The sequence below is a fragment of the Streptomyces sp. NPDC127117 genome (genome assembly GCF_042677325.1).
Classification (GTDB): domain Bacteria; phylum Actinomycetota; class Actinomycetes; order Streptomycetales; family Streptomycetaceae; genus Streptomyces.
In genome coordinates, this window is the sequence record NZ_JBHXTM010000078.1 from 14,411 (window position 1) to 30,834 (window position 16,424).

Sequence of the window (16,424 nt, forward strand, 5' to 3'; positions counted from 1 at the left end):
CGAACCGGTCAAATCCGTGAGCAGTGGGCCGGATTCAGTCCTGCGCCAGCCACATGTCGGGGCCGAACACCTCGTAGTGGATGTCGGCCGCCGGGATGTCCTTGGCCAGCAGCTGGGTGCGTACGGAGCGCATGAAGGGCAGCGGGCCGCAGAGGTAGACGTGGGTGCCGGGGGCGACGGCGAGGCCGCTCAGGTCGACCCGGCCGGTGCGGTCGGCGGGGTGGCCGGGCTCGGGGTCCTCGTACCAGAAGTGGGCGGCGGCGTCGGGGAGTTTGCCGGTGAGCAGGGCGTGGGCGTTGCGCATCGCGTGGGTGGCGGGGGAGCGGTCGCCGTGCACGACGGTGACCGGGGCGCGGTGGCCGGTCTCCGCGAGGTGTTCCAGCATCGAGAGCATCGGGGTGCAGCCGATGCCCGCGGAGGCGAGCAGCAGCGGTGCTTCGGCCGAGTCGAGCACCAGGTCGCCGTACGGGGCGGAGACACGTACGACGTCACCGGCCTCCACTTCGGTGTGCAGGTGGTACGAGACCTCGCCGTCGGGCGAGCCGCCGCCCCGCACCCGCTTGACGGTGATCGAGCGGAGCCGCGAGCCGGGGGCGCAGGAGAGGCTGTACTGGCGTATCTGGCGGGCCCCGTCGGGGAGTTCCACCTGTACGGAGACGTACTGGCCGGGCCGGAAGGCGGGCGCGGGCGCGTCGTCGGCCGGGCGGAGCTGGAAGGTGGCGACGTCGTCGGTCTCCTCGATCCGGGTGACCACCTCCCACTCGCGCCACACGTCACCGGCGACGACGCCCTGCCGCGCGTACAGCCGCTGCTCGATCGAGATCAGGGCGCCGGCCATCAGCCAGTAGACCTCGTCCCAGGCGGCGGCGACCTCCGGGGTGACCGCGTCGCCGAGCACCTCGGCGATGGCGGCGAAGAGATGGGTGTGCACGATCTCGTACTGGGCGGGAGTGACGCCGAGCGAGGCGTGCTTGTGGGCGATCCGGCCGAGCATCACGTCGGGGCGGCTGTCCGGGTGCTCGATCAGCTGGGTGGCGAAGGCGGCGATGGAGCCCGCGAGGGCCTGCCGCTGGGCGCCGGACGCCTGGTTCCCGCGGTTGAAGAGGTCGCGCAGCAGCTCGGGGTGGGCGTCGAAGAGCTTGCGGTAGAAGAGATCGGCGATGTCCCCGATGGCCGCACCCACGGCGGGGAGGGTGGCGCGGACGGTGGCGGTCGACGTCTCGGAGAGCATTCGGGACTCCTCGCAGGTGAATTGGTATTTCAGAGTCATATTTTTGGCCAGCGCGAAGCCGGGGGGTGGGTCCGTGGATGCGTCGCGTGGTGTGCGGTGGCTCAGCCGGTGTCCGGGCGGCCGCTGCTGATGCCGATCAGCAACGGTCCGGTGGGGGACGCGACGAGTTCGGTGACGGTGAGCGGATCGAGCGAGGCGTAGAAGGCCTCCTCCGCGTGGCGCAGTGCGCCACGCAGCCGGCAGGCCGAGCGCAGGGGGCACGGGGCGGTGCCCTCGCAGTCGACCACGTCGCCGGGTCCTTCCAGCTCCCGGACGAGCCCGCCGATCGAGGCGGAGCGGCCCGCCGGGGTGAGGCTGAGCCCACCGCCGCGGCCCCGTCGCGCCTCTATGAGGCCGAGGTGCTGGAGCTTGGCGACGACCTTCGCGGCGTGGGTGTACGGCACCTGCATGGTGGCCGCCACCTCCCGGGTGGTCGGCGGATCCTCGTTCTCCACGACGGCGAGGCGCATCAGTACACGCAGCGCCACGTCGGTGAATCTCGTCAGCCGCATGACAAGCACCGTAGATAAGTTGCATCGAGGATGCAACTTAACGGCGCACGCGAACATCGCTCAGCGTTGTGCCCAGCCCAAAGCCGATTAGTCACACTCTTTTGTGTAATGGCGTGACCGCTCTCCGTGCTGAAAGGCTTCTTCACGCAGGTCAGCCGAAGAATCGAGAGGACGACAGATGTCCGTTGGTGAAGAGGTTCAGAACGCGTCGTTGCCGCCGCAGCAGAGTCTGGGGACGGCAGCGGCGCGGAACCTCGCGACGACCACCAAGTCCGCCCCGCAGATGCAGGAGATCACCTCGCGGTGGCTGCTGAAGATGCTGCCGTGGGTGCAGGTGCAAGGTGGTACCTACCGGGTGAACCGCCGACTGAGCTACTCGGTCGGGGACGGCAGGGTGACCTTCGTTCAGACGGGTGACCGGGTCGCGGTCATCCCCGCCGAGCTCGGTGAGCTCCCCGCCCTGCGGGACTTCGGTGACGAGGAAGTGCTGGGCGAGCTCGCCCGGCGGTGCGAGCAGCGCGAGATCGCGGCGGGACAGGTGCTGGCCGCGTCGGGGGACGCGGCGGACAGCGTCTATCTGCTGGCGCACGGCAAGGTCGAGAAGATCGGCACCGGCCCCTACGGGGACGAGACGGTGCTCGGGATCCACGCCGACGGGGCCTACTTCGGGGACCAGGCCCTGGTCGACGGCGAGGCCGTCTGGGAGTACACCGCCCGTGCCGTCACCGCCTGTACGGTGCTGACGCTGAGCCGGGCCGATGTGCTGAACCTCGCCGAGCGCGCGGACTCGCTCCGCGAACACCTCGCCGGACTGCTCAACATCCCCCACCAGCGCACCAACAAGTACGGCGAGGCCGCGATCGACCTCTCCGCCGGCCATGTCGGCGAGGCCGTCGTCCCGCACACGTACGTCGACTACGACGCGGCGCCCCGCGAGTACGAACTGAGCGTCGCCCAGACCGTGCTGAAGGTCCACAGCCGGGTCGCCGACCTCTACAACCAGCCGATGAACCAGACCGAGCAGCAGTTGCGGCTCACGGTCGAGGCGCTGCGCGAGCGCCAGGAGCACGAGCTGATCAACCACCGCGAGTTCGGGCTGCTCAACAACTGCGACTACGGGCAGCGCATCCAGCCGCACGACGGTGTGCCCAGCCCCGACGACATGGACGAGCTGCTCTCGCGCCGCCGCGGTTCGAAGCTCTTCCTCGCCCACCCGAGGGCCATCGCCGCGTTCGGCCGCGAGTGCAACAAGCGCGGACTGGTGCCGGAGAGCGTCGACGTCGGCGGACACCATGTGCCGGCCTGGCGCGGGGTGCCGATCTTCCCGTGCAACAAGATCCCGGTCACCGACGCCCGGACCACCTCGATCATCTGCATGAGGACGGGCGAGGCCGAGCAGGGCGTCATCGGACTCCAGCAGACCGGCATCCCCGACGAGATCGAGCCCAGCCTCTCGGTCCGCTTCATGGGGATCGACGAGCAGGCGATCATCTCCTACCTGGTGACGGCCTACTACTCCGCGGCCATCCTCGTGCCGGACGCCCTGGGCGTACTGGAAAACGTCGAGGTCAGCCGCTGGCGGTAGCCCCTCCGGGGCCCGGACGACGATGTCCGGGCCCCGTCAACCTCCGCCACCGGGCAGCCGTGCCCGGGGCGGCCTCGGGAGGACGTCCCCAGTGAAGACCCACCACGCACCCCAACCACTCACACCCCGTTCCCCGGGCGACGACGCCCCGGCCGCCCCGGTGACACGTGAGGCCGACGGCCCGGCTCCCCCTGCGCCGCAGGGCGCCGACGGCCCGGCCGCCTTCGTGACGGAGGGCATCGATGGCCTGGGCGCCGCCGTGCCCCAGGGCCGGGAGGCCGAGGTTCTCCTCGAAGCGACCCGGGCCCTCGTCGATCCCCAACTGCGCGCCGCCGTCGAGTCCTTGCCCGGGGCCGTCCGCCGCGTCGCGATGTACCACTTCGGCTGGCAGGAGGCCGACGGCACCCCGTCCTCGGGGCCGGCCGGCAAGGCGATCCGGCCCGCGCTGGTCCTCGCCGCCGCCCGCGCGCTGGGCGGCGATCCGGTACGGGCGGTACGGGCGGCCGTCGCCGTGGAGCTGGCACACAACTTCACGCTGCTGCACGACGACGTCATCGACGAGGACCGGACCCGCCGCCACCGGCCCACGGCCTGGGCGGTCTTCGGTATCCCCGACGCGGTCATCGCGGGCGACGCCATGCTCGCCCTCGCCCAGCGGCTGCTCGCCGAGGACCCGGACCCCGCCTCGGCCCGGGCATCGGCGCGGCTCTCGACCTGCATCATCGAGCTGTGCGCGGGCCAGCAGGCCGACTGCGCCTTCGAGGACCGGAGCCCGGAGGAGGTCACACTCGACGAGTGCCTGACCATGGCCACCGCCAAGACCGGCGCACTGCTCGGCTGCGCCTGCGCGCTGGGGGCGCTGTACGCGGGCGCGGAGGACCGGGCGGTCCGCAGGATGGACGGCTTCGGGCGGGAGGCGGGCCTCGCTTTCCAGCTCATCGACGACCTGATCGGCATCTGGGGAGACCCGGTGCGGACCGGGAAGCCGGTCGGAGCGGATCTCGTCGCCCACAAGAAGTCCCTGCCCGTGGTCGCCGCGCTGACCTCCGGCACCCCGGCCGCAGCCGAACTCGCCGCGCTCTACCGGGGATCGATGAACACCCCCGGCGAGGTGGGCCGCGCCGCCGACGCCGTCGAACGGGCCGGCGGCAGGGACTGGGCGCAGATCTGCGCGGCCGACCGGATGGCCCGCGCCGTCCACCACCTGTCCCGGGCGGTCCCCGACCTGGCCCTGGCGGGCGACCTGCTGACCCTGGCCGAGTTCGTCACCCGACGCACCCACTGACCACGGAGAACCGGGAACGGTGAAGGGGGCGGCGGAAGGAAAACGGAACAACGGGAACGGAACGAGGCGCCGAGGTCACAAGGCCCGTGACAGGAAACGGAGGGCGACCGGGCGACTGCCATGGGCACGGGCTACAGTCCGTGCCCATGACAGATGAGTCATGGGCAGGGTGGTACCGGGACCGACAGGGTTCCGACGCCGTCGTCCTCACCACCGATGGACAGCAACTACGCCTCCGCACAAGGGGCATCGACTTCGAGGGCGCGAGCTTCGACGGCCTCACCCCGGCCGTCGGCACGCCACCGGCCGACGACCGGTTCGTCCTGGTGGACGGTGCGCTGAGCGACTGTGTCCTGGAGTGGGACCTGCCGCTCCCGGTCATCTGGGACGGAGCCGTCCACCAGGCCACGCTCAGCTGCCTGTTGTCGCTGCGCCGGCCCGATTCGCATCTCAGCCTGGAGCTGCAGTTCGGCGGCGCGGCCTACGCGTCCCACCGCGCCGAGAGCGACTTCGCGTCCGCGCTCGCCACCATCCAGCGTGCCCTGCCGCCCGGCGTGCGTCTCCAGACCTGCATCGCCTGCGCCTTCTCGGACTACTTCCCGGCCCCGGCCGCGGTGCGCGGTCTGTCCGGCGGCCTCGCCTGCTTCCGGGGCGCCAAGGACGCCTACCGGGGGGCGGCCGGTGAGGGCGATGTCCGGGACCTGTGGGACCGGCGCACCGGATTCGTCCAGGAGATCTGGAGCTGCCGCGAGTACGAGCCCCGCCCGGACACCGGCGCGGGCACCGGGCACCGGGGCGCCTTCCCGCTGGAACACGCCTGAGTCGCATGTCCGGGCGGCACGCCCGATCGATGCCGCCGCCTCGGCCCTGGCCCCCGCCCCGGCCCCGCTCAGCCCGGTCCGGGCCGGGAGGGCGGCGTGGTGGCGTGCCAGTCGCCGGTGGCGTCGATGTTGGAAGTGGCGGTGAGAGCCGCGCGATCGCCGTCACCGGAGCGCAGGGCGTCGAGGAGGTCCTCGTGCCCGCGGGGGTCCGCGCCGTCGAAGCCGTGGTCCTCCCAGTGGGCCGCCATGGAACGGCGCAGGGCCGGACCGAGGGCGGCGTAGAGGTCGCTCAGCAGGCTGTTGCCGCCACCGGCGGCGACCGCCTGGTGGAAGCCGTGATCGGCCTCGATCCATGCCTCCCGGTCGCGCTGCCGCCAGGCGGTGGCGCGCCGGGTCAGCAGCGCGTCGAGACCGTCCAGTCCTTCGGGGGTGATGCGGGCGGCGGCCAGACGGGCGGCCTGGGCGTCCAGCCCCTGGCGGACCTCCAGGACCTCGCCCAGTTCACTGCCGAGGCGCTGGATGGCGCCGGACAGCTCGCTGGTGGCGCGCACATAGGTGCCATCGCCCTGCCGTGCCTGCAGCAGCCCCGCGTGGATGAGTGCGCGAGTGGCCTCGCGGAGCGTCCCGCGGGCGATCCCGAGCTCTTCGATGAGTGCCGTCTCGGTCGGGATACGGGCTCCCACCGGCCATCTTCCCGAGGTGATCTCGTCGCGCAGTCGCTGGATGACGTCGTCGACCAGCACCGAGCGGCGGACGGAGGGGAGAGCCACGGATGGTCCTTCCTGGTGGTGAGCGGGTCCGACCGGGCGAGCGGGTGCGGCGGCGGCCGGGCGGGCCGGCTGAGCGGGTACGGAGGCAATCCTACCTTTAAAGGTTGGACGTTAAAGGTCAGACGTTTTATGTTTCTGTCATGCTGCTCACCCGCCGCCCCTCGAACGCCAGATCCCGTCCGGCCCCCGCCCGGCCGATGTCCCGTGCCGCCGCGACCTGGCTGACCGCCACCGGCATCGTCCTGATCGCCCTCAACCTGCGGCTGGGCATCAGCAGTACGTCCGCGCTGATGGAACAGCTCCGGGCCGAGCTGGGGTTCGGGCCGGTCGCCGCGTCCCTGGTCCCGGCGCTGCCGACGCTGTGCTTCGCGGCGGTCGGCGCGACCGGCGCCATGCTGGCCCGGCGCCTGGGCACCGAGCGCGCCGTCCTGCTGGCGCTGGCGGTGCTGTCCGCCGGGCTGGCCGTGCGCGCGGTGCCCCGGACCGAGGCCTTGCTGGTCGGCACCCTGCTGGGTGCGGCGGGGCCGGCCCTGTGCAACGTCCTGCTGCCCGCGGTGGTCAAGACGCACTTCCCCGCCCGGGTCGCCCTGACGACCGGGGTGTACACCACCACGATGGCGCTCGGCTCGGCCGTCGCTGCGGCCGCGGCGGTCCCCGTCGCCGACCTGGCGGGGAAGCCCTCGTCGGGGCTGGCGGCCTGGGCCCTGCCCGCCGTGCTCGCCCTGGCCGTGTGGGGGCTGCGGCCGGGTTCCTGGCGGGCTGCGGCAGGGCGTGCGGACCGTGGCACGGTCTCGGCCCGGAGCGCCGGGCGCACCCGCTTCGGGCTGCTGGTCACCGCGTTCTTCGCCCTGCAGTCCCTCAACAGCTACGCGGTCATCGGCTGGCTGCCGACCGTCCTGTCCGACCACGGGATGAGCTCCGACCGGGCCGGGATCATGCTGGGGCTGGCGCTGATCGTCGGCGTCCCCTCGACCTTCGTCCTGATGCCGCTCACCAGGACGGCGGCGCGGCTGCGGTCGGCGTTCGTCATGGTCGGCGTCGCGCTGTCGGCCGGGTATCTCGGCCTGCTCTGCGCCCCGTTGGCCCTGCCCGTCCTCTGGGCCGTGCTGACCGGCTTCGGGCTGGGGGCGTTTCCGCTGGTCCTGGCCGTCATCGGAGCGAGCGGCCGGAGCGCGCAGGAGACCGCTGCGCTGTCGACCTTCTCGCAGAGCGCCGGCTATCTCCTCGCCTCGGTGGGCCCCCTGGGCATCGGGCTGCTGCGCTCGGCCACCGGCGACTGGACGCTGCCCCTGGCCGTACTGCTCGCGCTCGCCGCCCTCCAACTGCTCGTCGGACTCCGCCTGACCCTGGCCCTGCCCCGTACCGGGCCCGAAGGCCGGTAGGGCCCGCGAGGAGCGGCAGGCCGGCCCGGAAGCCGTGAGCCGACCCGAAGGGGCCGCCCCGTCCTACGAGGTGGCCCCTTCGGTGCGTCCGGACCTGCGGGGTCAGGAGGCGCTGTGCGTGAACTTCGCCGCGAAGCCGAACTGCCACAGGTAGTTGACCTGACTGCGCTCGTTCGCGTCGGGGTACGGGTTGGTGCAGGACGGGCCGGGGCCGCCGCCCGACATCAGCTCGCTGCACGGGCCGGAGTAGTGGTCCGGCAGGCCGAGCACATGCCCGGTCTCGTGCGTGGTGACGCGGGTCGAGTCGTACTGCTGGTTCTGCGCGTAGTCCAGGAAGATGTACCCGTTGCCGTGTCCGTCGGTGCTCGCGTACGAGCCCCTGGAGTCATTGCCCTCGTAGTACGTGAAGTCGGCGTTCGAGCCTTCCTGCAGCCGGACGGTGGAGACGGAGCTGTTCCAGATCTGCGCGCTGTTGGCTATCTGGGTACGGAAGCTCGGCGCGTTGGCCGTGCTGTAGACGACGGTGACCGACTGGGCGCCGGGGTTGGCCGCCCGCTTCTTCGCCACGGACTTGGCGACCGCCTCGAAGAACGCCTTGTTCGCGGCGGCGTTCTCGTGCGAGCCGGCGTAGGCGGTGTAGCCCGCCTGTGCCTCGGAAGCGGTGCTGACGGGTGCTGAGGCGGGGGCCGAGGAGGCGGCGATCGCGGGTGCCGTGCCGAGCGCGGCCGCGAGGCCGAAGCCGAGGCCGACCACGGCCGACATGACGGTCCTGGGGTGTCTCATGGGGGGTCTCCTACCGGTTACCGGTCCGATGAACCCGTCCGATGATCGGACTCGGACGGGTGCGGTACGGAGAGAGTGTCGGGGAGCGGAAGCCGTGGCGGATGATGTCAACCGGCGATAACACCGCCCTATCGCCACCCCGGGTACTGCCGTCGAAGCATCCGTCAACTCCAGGTGAATTAAAGGACTTTGATGCGATTGGGGAGTCTGGTGCGAGGGTCGTCCGCCGCCCTACGCTCGATCGCATGGAGCTTGAGGTGAGACACCTCAGGGCGCTGTGCGCCATCGCGGACACGGGCAGCCTGCACCAAGCCGCCCGCCGGCTGGGCGTGAGCCAGCCCTCCCTGACCACCCAGCTGCGCCGGATCGAGAACACCCTGGGCGCCGAACTGTTCAGCCGCGAACGGACCGGTTGCCGCCCGACGTTGCTCGGCCGCGCCGTCCTCAGCCGGGCCCGCCCCCTGGTCGACGGAATGACCGCCCTGGTCAGCGACGCGAAGGCGGAGGCCGACGCGGTCCGGGCATCGGGGCCGCGGCTGCGCATCGGCTGCACCGCGAGCCGGGTCATCGGCGGCTGGCTGCGCAGGCTGCGGCTCCGGCTGCCCGGCACCGACATCTCGCTGCGGGTCGACGTATCGGCCCGCGCCCTGCTGCGCGACATCGCGGCCGGCGGGCTCGACGTCGCCTTCGTCCACGAGGTCGAAGGCTGCCCGCTGGCCGTCCCGGAGGGCCTGGAACAGCGCGTACTCCTGGACCGCGAACCGCAGTTCATCTCCATGGCCAGGGACCATCCGGCCGCCGCCCGGCCGGTCGTCGACCTCGTCGATCTGGCCGGCGACCGGTGGATGGTCGACCCCACGGTGGACGGCGAATGGGACGGGCTGCGCCGGGTGTTCGGCGAGGCCGGACTCGCGCCGACCGTCCTGCACGGCGACTACCTCACCGCCGCCTCCCTCGTCGTGCTCGGCGAGGCGGTCGCCCCCTGCCAGCCCACCTCCGGGCCGCGCGACGACATGGCGATCCGCCCGCTGCGCGACGACCCCCTCGCCGTACGGCTGCTGCTGGTGTCCCGGCCGGGCGACGACATGGCGACGGTGTACGGGGAGTTGGAGGCGGCCTACCGGGAGGCGGCCCGGCGCGCGTCCGGGTACCACCAGTGGCTGCTGCGCAACCGCAGCCCGCTCGCCCGCACCCCGTGAAGGTCCGGTTCCCGATTCCGCCGAGAGCGAGGACCGGTTCCCAGCGGGCCGCCCGGCGGGCAGAGTCGGTCGCATGAGGCTTCTGATGCTGGGCGGTACGGAATTCGTGGGTCGGGCGGTCACCGAGGCGGCGCTGGCGCGGGGCTGGGAGGTCACGGTGTTCCACCGCGGCCGGCACGCGCCTCCGGCGGGTGCGGCGGAGATCCTCGGGGACCGCACCGCCGAGGACGGTCTCGCCGCCCTGGCCGGGGCCGGTGAGGGCCCCGGCGGCGGGTACACCTGGGACCTGGTGGTCGACACCTGGAGCGGCGCACCCTCGGCCGTACGGGACGCGGCCCGTCTGCTGGCGGACCGGGCCGCCCGGTACGCGTACGTCTCCAGCCGCTCCGTGTACGACCACTCGGCCCCGGCCGGCCTCGGGGAGGAGGGGCCGCTGGTGGCCGGTGCCTCGCCCGACGCGGGCGGGGACGTCTCGTACCCGCTGGCCAAGCTCGGCGGCGAACTGGCCGCGCTCGACGCCTTCGGTGACCGGGCCCTGTTCGCCCGCGCGGGGCTGATCCTGGGCCCCTGGGAGAACATCGGCAGGCTGCCCTGGTGGCTGGGGCGGATCGCCCGCGGCGGACCCGTACTGGCCCCGGGCGCACCGGACGTGGCGCTTCAGTACATCGACGCCCGCGACCTCGCGAACTGGCTGCTGGACGCGGCCGACAGCGGTCTGCACGGGCCGTACGACCTGGTCAGCCGCGCGGGGCACGCCACCATGGGGCAACTGCTGGACGCCTGTGTGCGGGCCACCGGCTCCGGCGCGGAGCTGCGCTGGACGCCCGCGGAGAGGATCCTCGCGGCCGGCGTGGAGCCATGGACCGAACTGCCGGTCTGGCTGGCGCCGGGCGAGCTGTACGAGGCGATCCACGGGGGCGACGTCAGCCGGGCGTACGCGGCCGGTCTGCGCTGCCGCCCGGTCGAGGAGACCGTCGCCGACACCTGGAAGTGGCTGGAGGAGCTGGGCGGGGTCGCCCCGCAGCGGCCGGACCGGCCCGCGGTCGGCCTGGATCCGGAAAAGGAGGCGGAGCTGCTGGCGGAAGGGGCTTGACGCTCCGCCAGGGGCCGCAGGCGCGCTGCCCCGGTGCCGCCCGCGCATTCGGGGCCATTGAGGTGGTCCGGGCGTGGCATTCATGTCATTTGGTAGGCAAAGCTGCATATTGCCCTTTATGGCAACACATGCGCGTGCGCGCGGAAACGGTATCCGAGCGGCGGTGGCGATGACGGCCGCCGCGGCAATGGTGGGCACGATGGCGTCCATCGCCCTTGCCGACCCACTGCCCGGCGGGCTCGGCCCGTGTCTGGGCAGCGACTGCCCGACGACCTGGCCCGATCCGAACAACGGGCCGGTGACTCATCACGACAGCAACATCAATATCTTCGTCGGCGGCGACTTCCTGGTCCGGGAGGCCGCCGCCGAGGCCGAGGGGAAGATCGTCACCCTCGGGCAGTTCGACATGAACAAGCGCGAGGGAGCCTCGCAGATCTACAACGTCGGCGTGGCGGGCGTGGGTTCGCGGGTGCCGCCCCCCGACGGCTCCGACTACCTGACCGTGGGCGGGCCCCTGACCGTCGCGAACGGCCAGCGGCTGCTCGCCGAGGAGGGGACGAACCACGGTGTCGTCAAGTACGCCCGGACCGTCAGCGGAACGGTGATCCCGGCCCCGCTCCGCGACCCGGACGCGACCGACCCGTACACGGCGCTGCGCGACGAACTGACCGCGGCCAGCCACTGCTACGCGTACGACGACGGCCAGGACCACCGCCGCCCCGCCACGGGCACCGTGGTCAACTCCGGTTTCGACACCGTCTTCACCGGTGACGGCACCTCGCCGCTCCAGGTGTTCGCCGTGGACGCCGACCTGGTCTCGGCCCAGGGCGGCCAGCAGGGCATCACCTTCAACGCGATTCCGGACGGCGCGACGGTGCTCGTCAACGTCTACGGGAGCAGCCGCAACATCAGCACGCTGATGGGTTCGCTGCCGCAGGCCGGACTCCGCGAGCACCTGCTGTGGAACTTCCCGGACGCCACCGAGATCGGGCTGCACGGCACCGGGCAGTTCCAGGGCAGCGTGCTGATCGGTCAGCAGTCCAGTACCGCCACCCTGGACATGAGCGGCACCAACGGCCGTTTCTACACGGCCGGTTCGCTGACCCACACCTCGGCGGGCCAGTCGGGCGGCCAGGAGCTGCACGCATACCCCTTCGACGGTGACCTGCCGACCTGCGGCGAGGAGCCGACGCCCACGCCGACCCCGACCCCGACGGACACCCCGACCCCGACCCCGACGGACACGCCCACGCCAACTCCGACGGACACGCCCACGCCCACGCCGACTCCGACGGACACCCCGACTCCGACCCCCACCCACACCCCGACTCCGACCCCGACCCACTCGCCGGGGCCGAAGCCCACACCGACTCACACCTGGCCGGACAAGCCCCATCCCGGAGGGGAGCTCCCGCACACGGGGGTGCGCGGCGGTGAGTGGATTCTCGGCGGTATCGCCGCCACTCTGTTCGTGGCCGGATCGGCGGCCACGCTGATGGCCCGGAGGGCCCGCCGGCGCGGCTAGTTTGGGCCCATGGCCGAACTGCTGCTGCACCTCACCGAAGGCCCCCTGTGGGAGGCGGCCCGCGGGATCGGGACGTACGAGATGTCCACCCGCGGCCGCACCCTGCACGAAGAGGGCTTCATCCACTGCTCGCTGCCGCACCAGCTCCCCGGCGTGGCCGAGATGCTGTACGGCGCCGGGAGCGGGGCCGGGACCGGAGACCAGGAACTCGTGGTCCTCGTCATCGATCCCGGCCGGCTCCTGGTGCCCGTACGGTACGAGTCCGCCGAGCCCGGCGGCGAGGAGTTCCCGCACATCTACGGCCCCGTCCCGGTGGACGCGGTCGTGGAGGTGCGCCCCTGGCTGCGCAAGGAAGGCGACCCCGCATGAACAATCCACCCCCCACCGGCCCGGAGAACCCGGACGTCCCCATCGTCGCCGTCACCGGCGCGAGCGGAGCCGTCGGCGGCCGGGTCGCACAGCGCCTGACCCGGGCCGGCGTGCCCGTGCGGCTGCTCGGGCGCGACCCGTCCCGGCTGCCCGAACTGCCCGGCGCCGTCGCCGCGCCGCCCGCCCCGTACGGCGACGGGGAGGCGATGCGCCGCGCCCTGGCCGGGGCGCACACGCTGTTCCTCGTCTCGGCGCACGAGAGCCCGGACCGGGTGCGCGAGCACACGACGGCCGTGGACGCGGCGGTCGCCGTGGGCGTCGAACGCATCGTGTACGTCTCGTTCCTGGGCGCCGCGCCCGACGCCACGTTCACCTTCGCCCGGGACCACTGGCACACCGAGGCGCACATCCGGGCCGCCGATGTCCGCCACACCTTCCTGCGCGACAGCCTGTACCTCGCCGGGATCCCGGCGATGACCGGCGCCGACGGGGTGCTGCGTGGCCCCGGCGGCGACGGCCGGGTGGCGGCGGTGGCACACGACGACATCGCGGACGCCGCGGTCGCCGTCCTGCTGGCCGACACCGAGAGCGCCGGCACCCGCTACGACGGGATCACCTACGACCTCACGGGCCCCGAGGCGTTCACCCTCGCCGAGGCGGCCGAGGAGCTCGGCAGGGTCACCGGCCGGACCATCAGCTACGTGGCGGAGACCCGCGAGGAGGCCTACGCCTCCCGAGCGCAGTACGGTGCCGAGGACTGGGAGGTGGCCGGCTGGGTGACGTCCTACGAGGCCATCGCCACCGGCGAGATGGCCACGGTCTCGGACGCCGTACCGGACCTCACCGGGCATCCGGCGACGAGCCTGGCCACGTTCCTGAGTGAACATCCGGACTGCTACCGGCATCTGCTGACGACGCGCTGACCCCGCGGTGGGCGGTGCCGGAGAGGGAAAGGGGCTCGCGGCCATGCGTACGGAGACTCCGTGGGGCCCCTGGGATCCGCCTCCGCCGGACGAGGCCGCCCGCCTCTTCGCACCGCTGCGTGTCCCCTGGTGGATCGCCGGGGGATACGCGGTCGAGTTCGCCGTGGGCCACGCCTTCCGGGACCACGCCGACATCGACGTACTGCTGCTGCGCCGTGACCAGCTCGCCGCCCAGCGGCTGCCGGCGGGCTGGGAGTGGTGGGCCGCGGACCCGCCGGGCACCCTGCGTCCCTGGCTCCCCGGCGAGATCCTGCCGCCGCACGTGCACGACATCTGGTGCCGCCCCGGTCCCGCCGAGCCCTGGCGCATCCAGCTCATGCTCGACGACACCGAGGGCGGCGACTGGCTGTTCCGCCGCGATCCCCGCATCCGCCTGCCGCTGGACCGGCTCGGCCGCCTCTCCGCGGACGGCGTTCCGTACCTCTGTCCCGAGGTGCAGCTCCTGTACAAGGCGGGGGCCCCACGTCCCAAGGACGAGCAGGACTTCGCGAAGGTGCTGCCGGTCCTCGACGCGGATCAGCGCGCCTGGCTGACCGGGGCCATCGCCCTGGCCGAGGACGCCGGGCACCCGTGGGCGGTCCGCCTGCGCGCCCACCCGGCGGGCTGACCGGGCGCCGGGCGGCCGGCGCTTCAGTTCACGTACGCGCCCGCGCGGGCCGCCGCTTCGGCGGCCCCCGCGGCCCGGTCCGCCGCCGCCTCGTCGAGCGGGTCGCCGCTGGCCAGCAGCCGGTAGTAGAGCGGCGCCGACACGGCGCGGATCACCTCGTCCGCGTCGGTGCCCGCGGGCAGTTCGCCGCGCTCGACGGCCTCGGTGACGCAGCCGGACCACTCCTCGATGCGGATCGCGTAGAACCGGTGCAGCGCCTCGGCGGTGCGCGGATCGCAGGTGGCCGCGGCGATCACGGACCTGAAGAGCGCGCCCTGCCGTGGATCGGAGAGGGTCGTGGCCACCAGCCGGGCGTTGGCCCTGAGGTCCTCGGTCAGCGAGCCCGTTGCGGTACGGGGCGAGGACTGTTCGGCCATGTCGTCGAGCAGGTCCGCGATCAGGCCGGTGGGGGTGGACCAGCGCCGGTAGACGGTCGTCTTGCCGACCTCCGCGCGGCGCGCGACATCGGCGAGGTCCAGCCGGTCGAAGCCGTGCTCGGCCAGGGCGTCGCCCGCCGCCCGCAGGACCGATTCACGGACCCGGGCGGTACGGCCACCGGGCCGCACACTGCCGGGCTCCACACCCTCAGAAGCCATAACGGGTCTCCAGTTCCATTAACAACTCTTCCTCTGCTACGGTGACTCCACTTTAACGGAACTCCAGTCCCATTAAAACTCTCCGTGGAGGAACCCCATCATGTCCGCACCCAGCCGGGCCCCGGCTCCGACCGGCACGGCCGACGCCGCCGTTCCCGTCGCCTCCCCGTCCGAAATCCGTATGACCGGACGGCAGAAACTTGTCCTGACCCTCCTCCTCGGCGCCCAGTTCATGATCGCCGTGGACTTCTCGATCCTGAACGTCGCGCTGCCGGTGGTCGGCGAGGGGCTCGGCTTCTCCCTCTCCCATCTCCAGTGGATCGCCACCTCGTTCGCGCTCGCCGCCGCCGGCTTCACTCTCCTCTTCGGCCGTATCGCGGATCTCGTCGGCCGCAAGCGGCTGTTCCTCGCAGGCATGGTCGTCCTCGGCCTCTCCTCCGCCCTCGGCGGTCTCGCCGCCTCGCCCGAAGTGCTCCTCGTGGCAAGGGTGTTGCAGGGGCTCGCGACGGCGGCCGTCACCCCGGCCGGGCTCGCGCTGCTGACCACCGCCTTCAAGGAGGGCCCGCTGCGGGAACGCGCCCTGGGGCTCAACGGGGCACTGATGTCCGCCGGATTCACCGCCGGGGCCATCCTCGGCGGCCTGCTCACCGATCTGCTCTCCTGGCGCTGGGCGTTCTTCATCAACGTGCCGGTGGCCGCCCTGGTGGTCGTCCTCGCCCCGGCCGTCATCACCGACTCGCGGCCCGCCGTGCGCCCCCGGCTCGACTTCCCCGGCGCCGTGACCGTCACCGGCGGTCTGCTCCTGCTCGTCCACGGGCTGACGCAGGCCGGCGAGTCCGGCTGGACCGGGCCCACCACCCTGGCGGCGCTCCTGGCCGGGCTGGTGCTCCTCCTGGCCTTCCTGGCGGTCGAGAAGCGGGCCGCGGCACCGCTGGTCCCCGTACACATCCTGAAGCGGCGCAGCGTCATCTGGGGCAACACCGCCGGCCTGATCGCCTTCGCCACCGAGACCTCGCTGGTCTTCCTGCTCACCCTCTACCTGCAGGAAGTCCTCGGCTACTCACCGCTCGCCACCGGTCTCGCCTTCGGCGTCCTCGGCATCGGCACCGTGCTCGGCGGCACCCTCGGCGGCCGAGCCGTCGGCCGGTTCGGGAACCGTACGACCATCGTCACCGGCGGGGCCGTCCAGGCCGTCGCCACCCTGTCCCTGGTGGCGCTCGGAACGTCGGGGGAGTGGATCGCGCTCCTGCTGGTGGCCACCTTCGTCGGCGGCGTCGGCAACATGCTGATGATCGTCGGCTTCATGGTCACCGCGACCTCCGGCCTCCCCGACGAGGAACAGGGCCTGGCCACCGGCCTCGCCACCATGACCCAGCAGGTCGGCATCACCATGGGCGTCCCGGTCCTGAGCGCCGTCGCCACCGCCCGGATGTCCGCACTCGGCGACACCGGTCCCGAGGGGGTTCTCCCGGGGGTCGCGGTCGCGATCCTGGTCAACTCGGCGCTGGTGGCGGCCGGGGCGCTGCTCGCGGGCGTCTTCCTCGGGCCGCAGCGGGCGGGGGCCGGGACGCGGCGGTGAGGAGCGGCGTGCGGGAAGCGGGAAGC

General features: G+C 72.7%; 16 protein-coding genes. 11 read left to right on the forward strand and 5 right to left on the reverse strand.

The annotated features are described in order from the left end of the window. Positions 1–34: 34 nt before the first annotated feature. Both ACFVH0_RS37345 and ACFVH0_RS37350 read right to left on the reverse strand, forming a co-directional pair. Entirely contained in the window at positions 35–1,231 is a 1,197-nt protein-coding gene (locus ACFVH0_RS37345) for a globin domain-containing protein (RefSeq protein ID WP_385827693.1), read from the reverse strand. Between the two features lie 101 nt (positions 1,232–1,332). Further along, positions 1,333–1,782 (reverse strand): RrF2 family transcriptional regulator, encoded by a 450-nt coding sequence (locus tag ACFVH0_RS37350; RefSeq protein WP_385827695.1) that lies wholly within the window; start codon positions 1,780–1,782, stop codon positions 1,333–1,335. Between the two features lie 178 nt (positions 1,783–1,960). Here ACFVH0_RS37350 and ACFVH0_RS37355 point away from each other — a divergent pair, with 178 nt between their 5' ends. The 3 genes from ACFVH0_RS37355 to ACFVH0_RS37365 all read left to right on the forward strand — a co-directional run bounded on the left by ACFVH0_RS37355 (position 1,961) and on the right by ACFVH0_RS37365 (position 5,473). Next, positions 1,961–3,367 carry a family 2B encapsulin nanocompartment shell protein gene (locus tag ACFVH0_RS37355; RefSeq protein ID WP_385827697.1) on the forward strand — a complete coding sequence of 469 codons (1,407 nt, stop codon included), beginning with the start codon at positions 1,961–1,963 and terminating at the stop codon, positions 3,365–3,367. A gap of 91 nt (positions 3,368–3,458) precedes the next feature. After that, positions 3,459–4,652: a family 2 encapsulin nanocompartment cargo protein polyprenyl transferase gene (locus tag ACFVH0_RS37360; RefSeq protein ID WP_385827699.1), complete on the forward strand. Its 1,194-nt coding sequence runs from the start codon at positions 3,459–3,461 to the stop codon at positions 4,650–4,652. A 146-nt stretch (positions 4,653–4,798) separates the two neighbouring features. Beyond that, positions 4,799–5,473, forward strand: coding sequence for a DUF6304 family protein (locus ACFVH0_RS37365; RefSeq protein WP_385827701.1), 675 nt, complete (start codon positions 4,799–4,801; stop codon positions 5,471–5,473). Between the two features lie 68 nt (positions 5,474–5,541). Here the strand turns inward: ACFVH0_RS37365 and ACFVH0_RS37370 are convergent, their stop codons facing one another. Further along, the gene (locus ACFVH0_RS37370) at positions 5,542–6,243 is read right to left on the reverse strand and encodes a FadR/GntR family transcriptional regulator (protein ID WP_385827703.1); all 702 of its coding nucleotides are present in this window, start codon (positions 6,241–6,243) and stop codon (positions 5,542–5,544) included. Between the two features lie 140 nt (positions 6,244–6,383). Here ACFVH0_RS37370 and ACFVH0_RS37375 point away from each other — a divergent pair, with 140 nt between their 5' ends. Beyond that, positions 6,384–7,625 (forward strand): MFS transporter, encoded by a 1,242-nt coding sequence (locus ACFVH0_RS37375; protein ID WP_385827705.1) that lies wholly within the window; start codon positions 6,384–6,386, stop codon positions 7,623–7,625. Between the two features lie 102 nt (positions 7,626–7,727). Here the strand turns inward: ACFVH0_RS37375 and snpA are convergent, their stop codons facing one another. Next, the gene (gene snpA / locus ACFVH0_RS37380; protein ID WP_385827707.1) at positions 7,728–8,408 is read right to left on the reverse strand and encodes a snapalysin; all 681 of its coding nucleotides are present in this window, start codon (positions 8,406–8,408) and stop codon (positions 7,728–7,730) included. A 245-nt stretch (positions 8,409–8,653) separates the two neighbouring features. Between snpA and ACFVH0_RS37385 the strand changes: the two genes are divergently transcribed. The 6 genes from ACFVH0_RS37385 to ACFVH0_RS37410 all read left to right on the forward strand — a co-directional run bounded on the left by ACFVH0_RS37385 (position 8,654) and on the right by ACFVH0_RS37410 (position 14,184). Next, positions 8,654–9,607: a LysR family transcriptional regulator gene (locus ACFVH0_RS37385; RefSeq protein WP_385827709.1), complete on the forward strand. Its 954-nt coding sequence runs from the start codon at positions 8,654–8,656 to the stop codon at positions 9,605–9,607. 85 nt (positions 9,608–9,692) lie between these two features. Further along, a complete protein-coding gene (locus ACFVH0_RS37390; protein ID WP_385827723.1) occupies positions 9,693–10,700 on the forward strand; it encodes an NAD-dependent epimerase/dehydratase family protein in 1,008 nt (335 codons plus the stop codon). Between the two features lie 118 nt (positions 10,701–10,818). Continuing rightward, entirely contained in the window at positions 10,819–12,225 is a 1,407-nt protein-coding gene (locus ACFVH0_RS37395; protein ID WP_385827711.1) for a choice-of-anchor A family protein, read from the forward strand. Positions 12,226–12,234: 9 nt separating this feature from the next. Continuing rightward, a complete protein-coding gene (locus ACFVH0_RS37400; protein ID WP_385827713.1) occupies positions 12,235–12,594 on the forward strand; it encodes a DUF952 domain-containing protein in 360 nt (119 codons plus the stop codon). After that, entirely contained in the window at positions 12,591–13,517 is a 927-nt protein-coding gene (locus ACFVH0_RS37405) for an NAD(P)H-binding protein (protein ID WP_385827715.1), read from the forward strand. The genes ACFVH0_RS37400 and ACFVH0_RS37405 overlap by 4 nt, the downstream gene beginning before the upstream one ends. A gap of 43 nt (positions 13,518–13,560) precedes the next feature. After that, the gene (locus ACFVH0_RS37410; RefSeq protein ID WP_385827717.1) at positions 13,561–14,184 is read left to right on the forward strand and encodes a nucleotidyltransferase domain-containing protein; all 624 of its coding nucleotides are present in this window, start codon (positions 13,561–13,563) and stop codon (positions 14,182–14,184) included. 23 nt (positions 14,185–14,207) lie between these two features. On the opposite strand, the gene ACFVH0_RS37415 is transcribed toward ACFVH0_RS37410, so the two are convergent. Next, positions 14,208–14,819, reverse strand: a complete 612-nt coding sequence (locus tag ACFVH0_RS37415; protein ID WP_385827719.1) for a TetR/AcrR family transcriptional regulator — start codon at positions 14,817–14,819, stop codon at positions 14,208–14,210. A gap of 100 nt (positions 14,820–14,919) precedes the next feature. Here ACFVH0_RS37415 and ACFVH0_RS37420 point away from each other — a divergent pair, with 100 nt between their 5' ends. Continuing rightward, positions 14,920–16,398 (forward strand): MFS transporter, encoded by a 1,479-nt coding sequence (locus ACFVH0_RS37420; protein ID WP_385827721.1) that lies wholly within the window; start codon positions 14,920–14,922, stop codon positions 16,396–16,398. Positions 16,399–16,424: the final 26 nt, after the last annotated feature.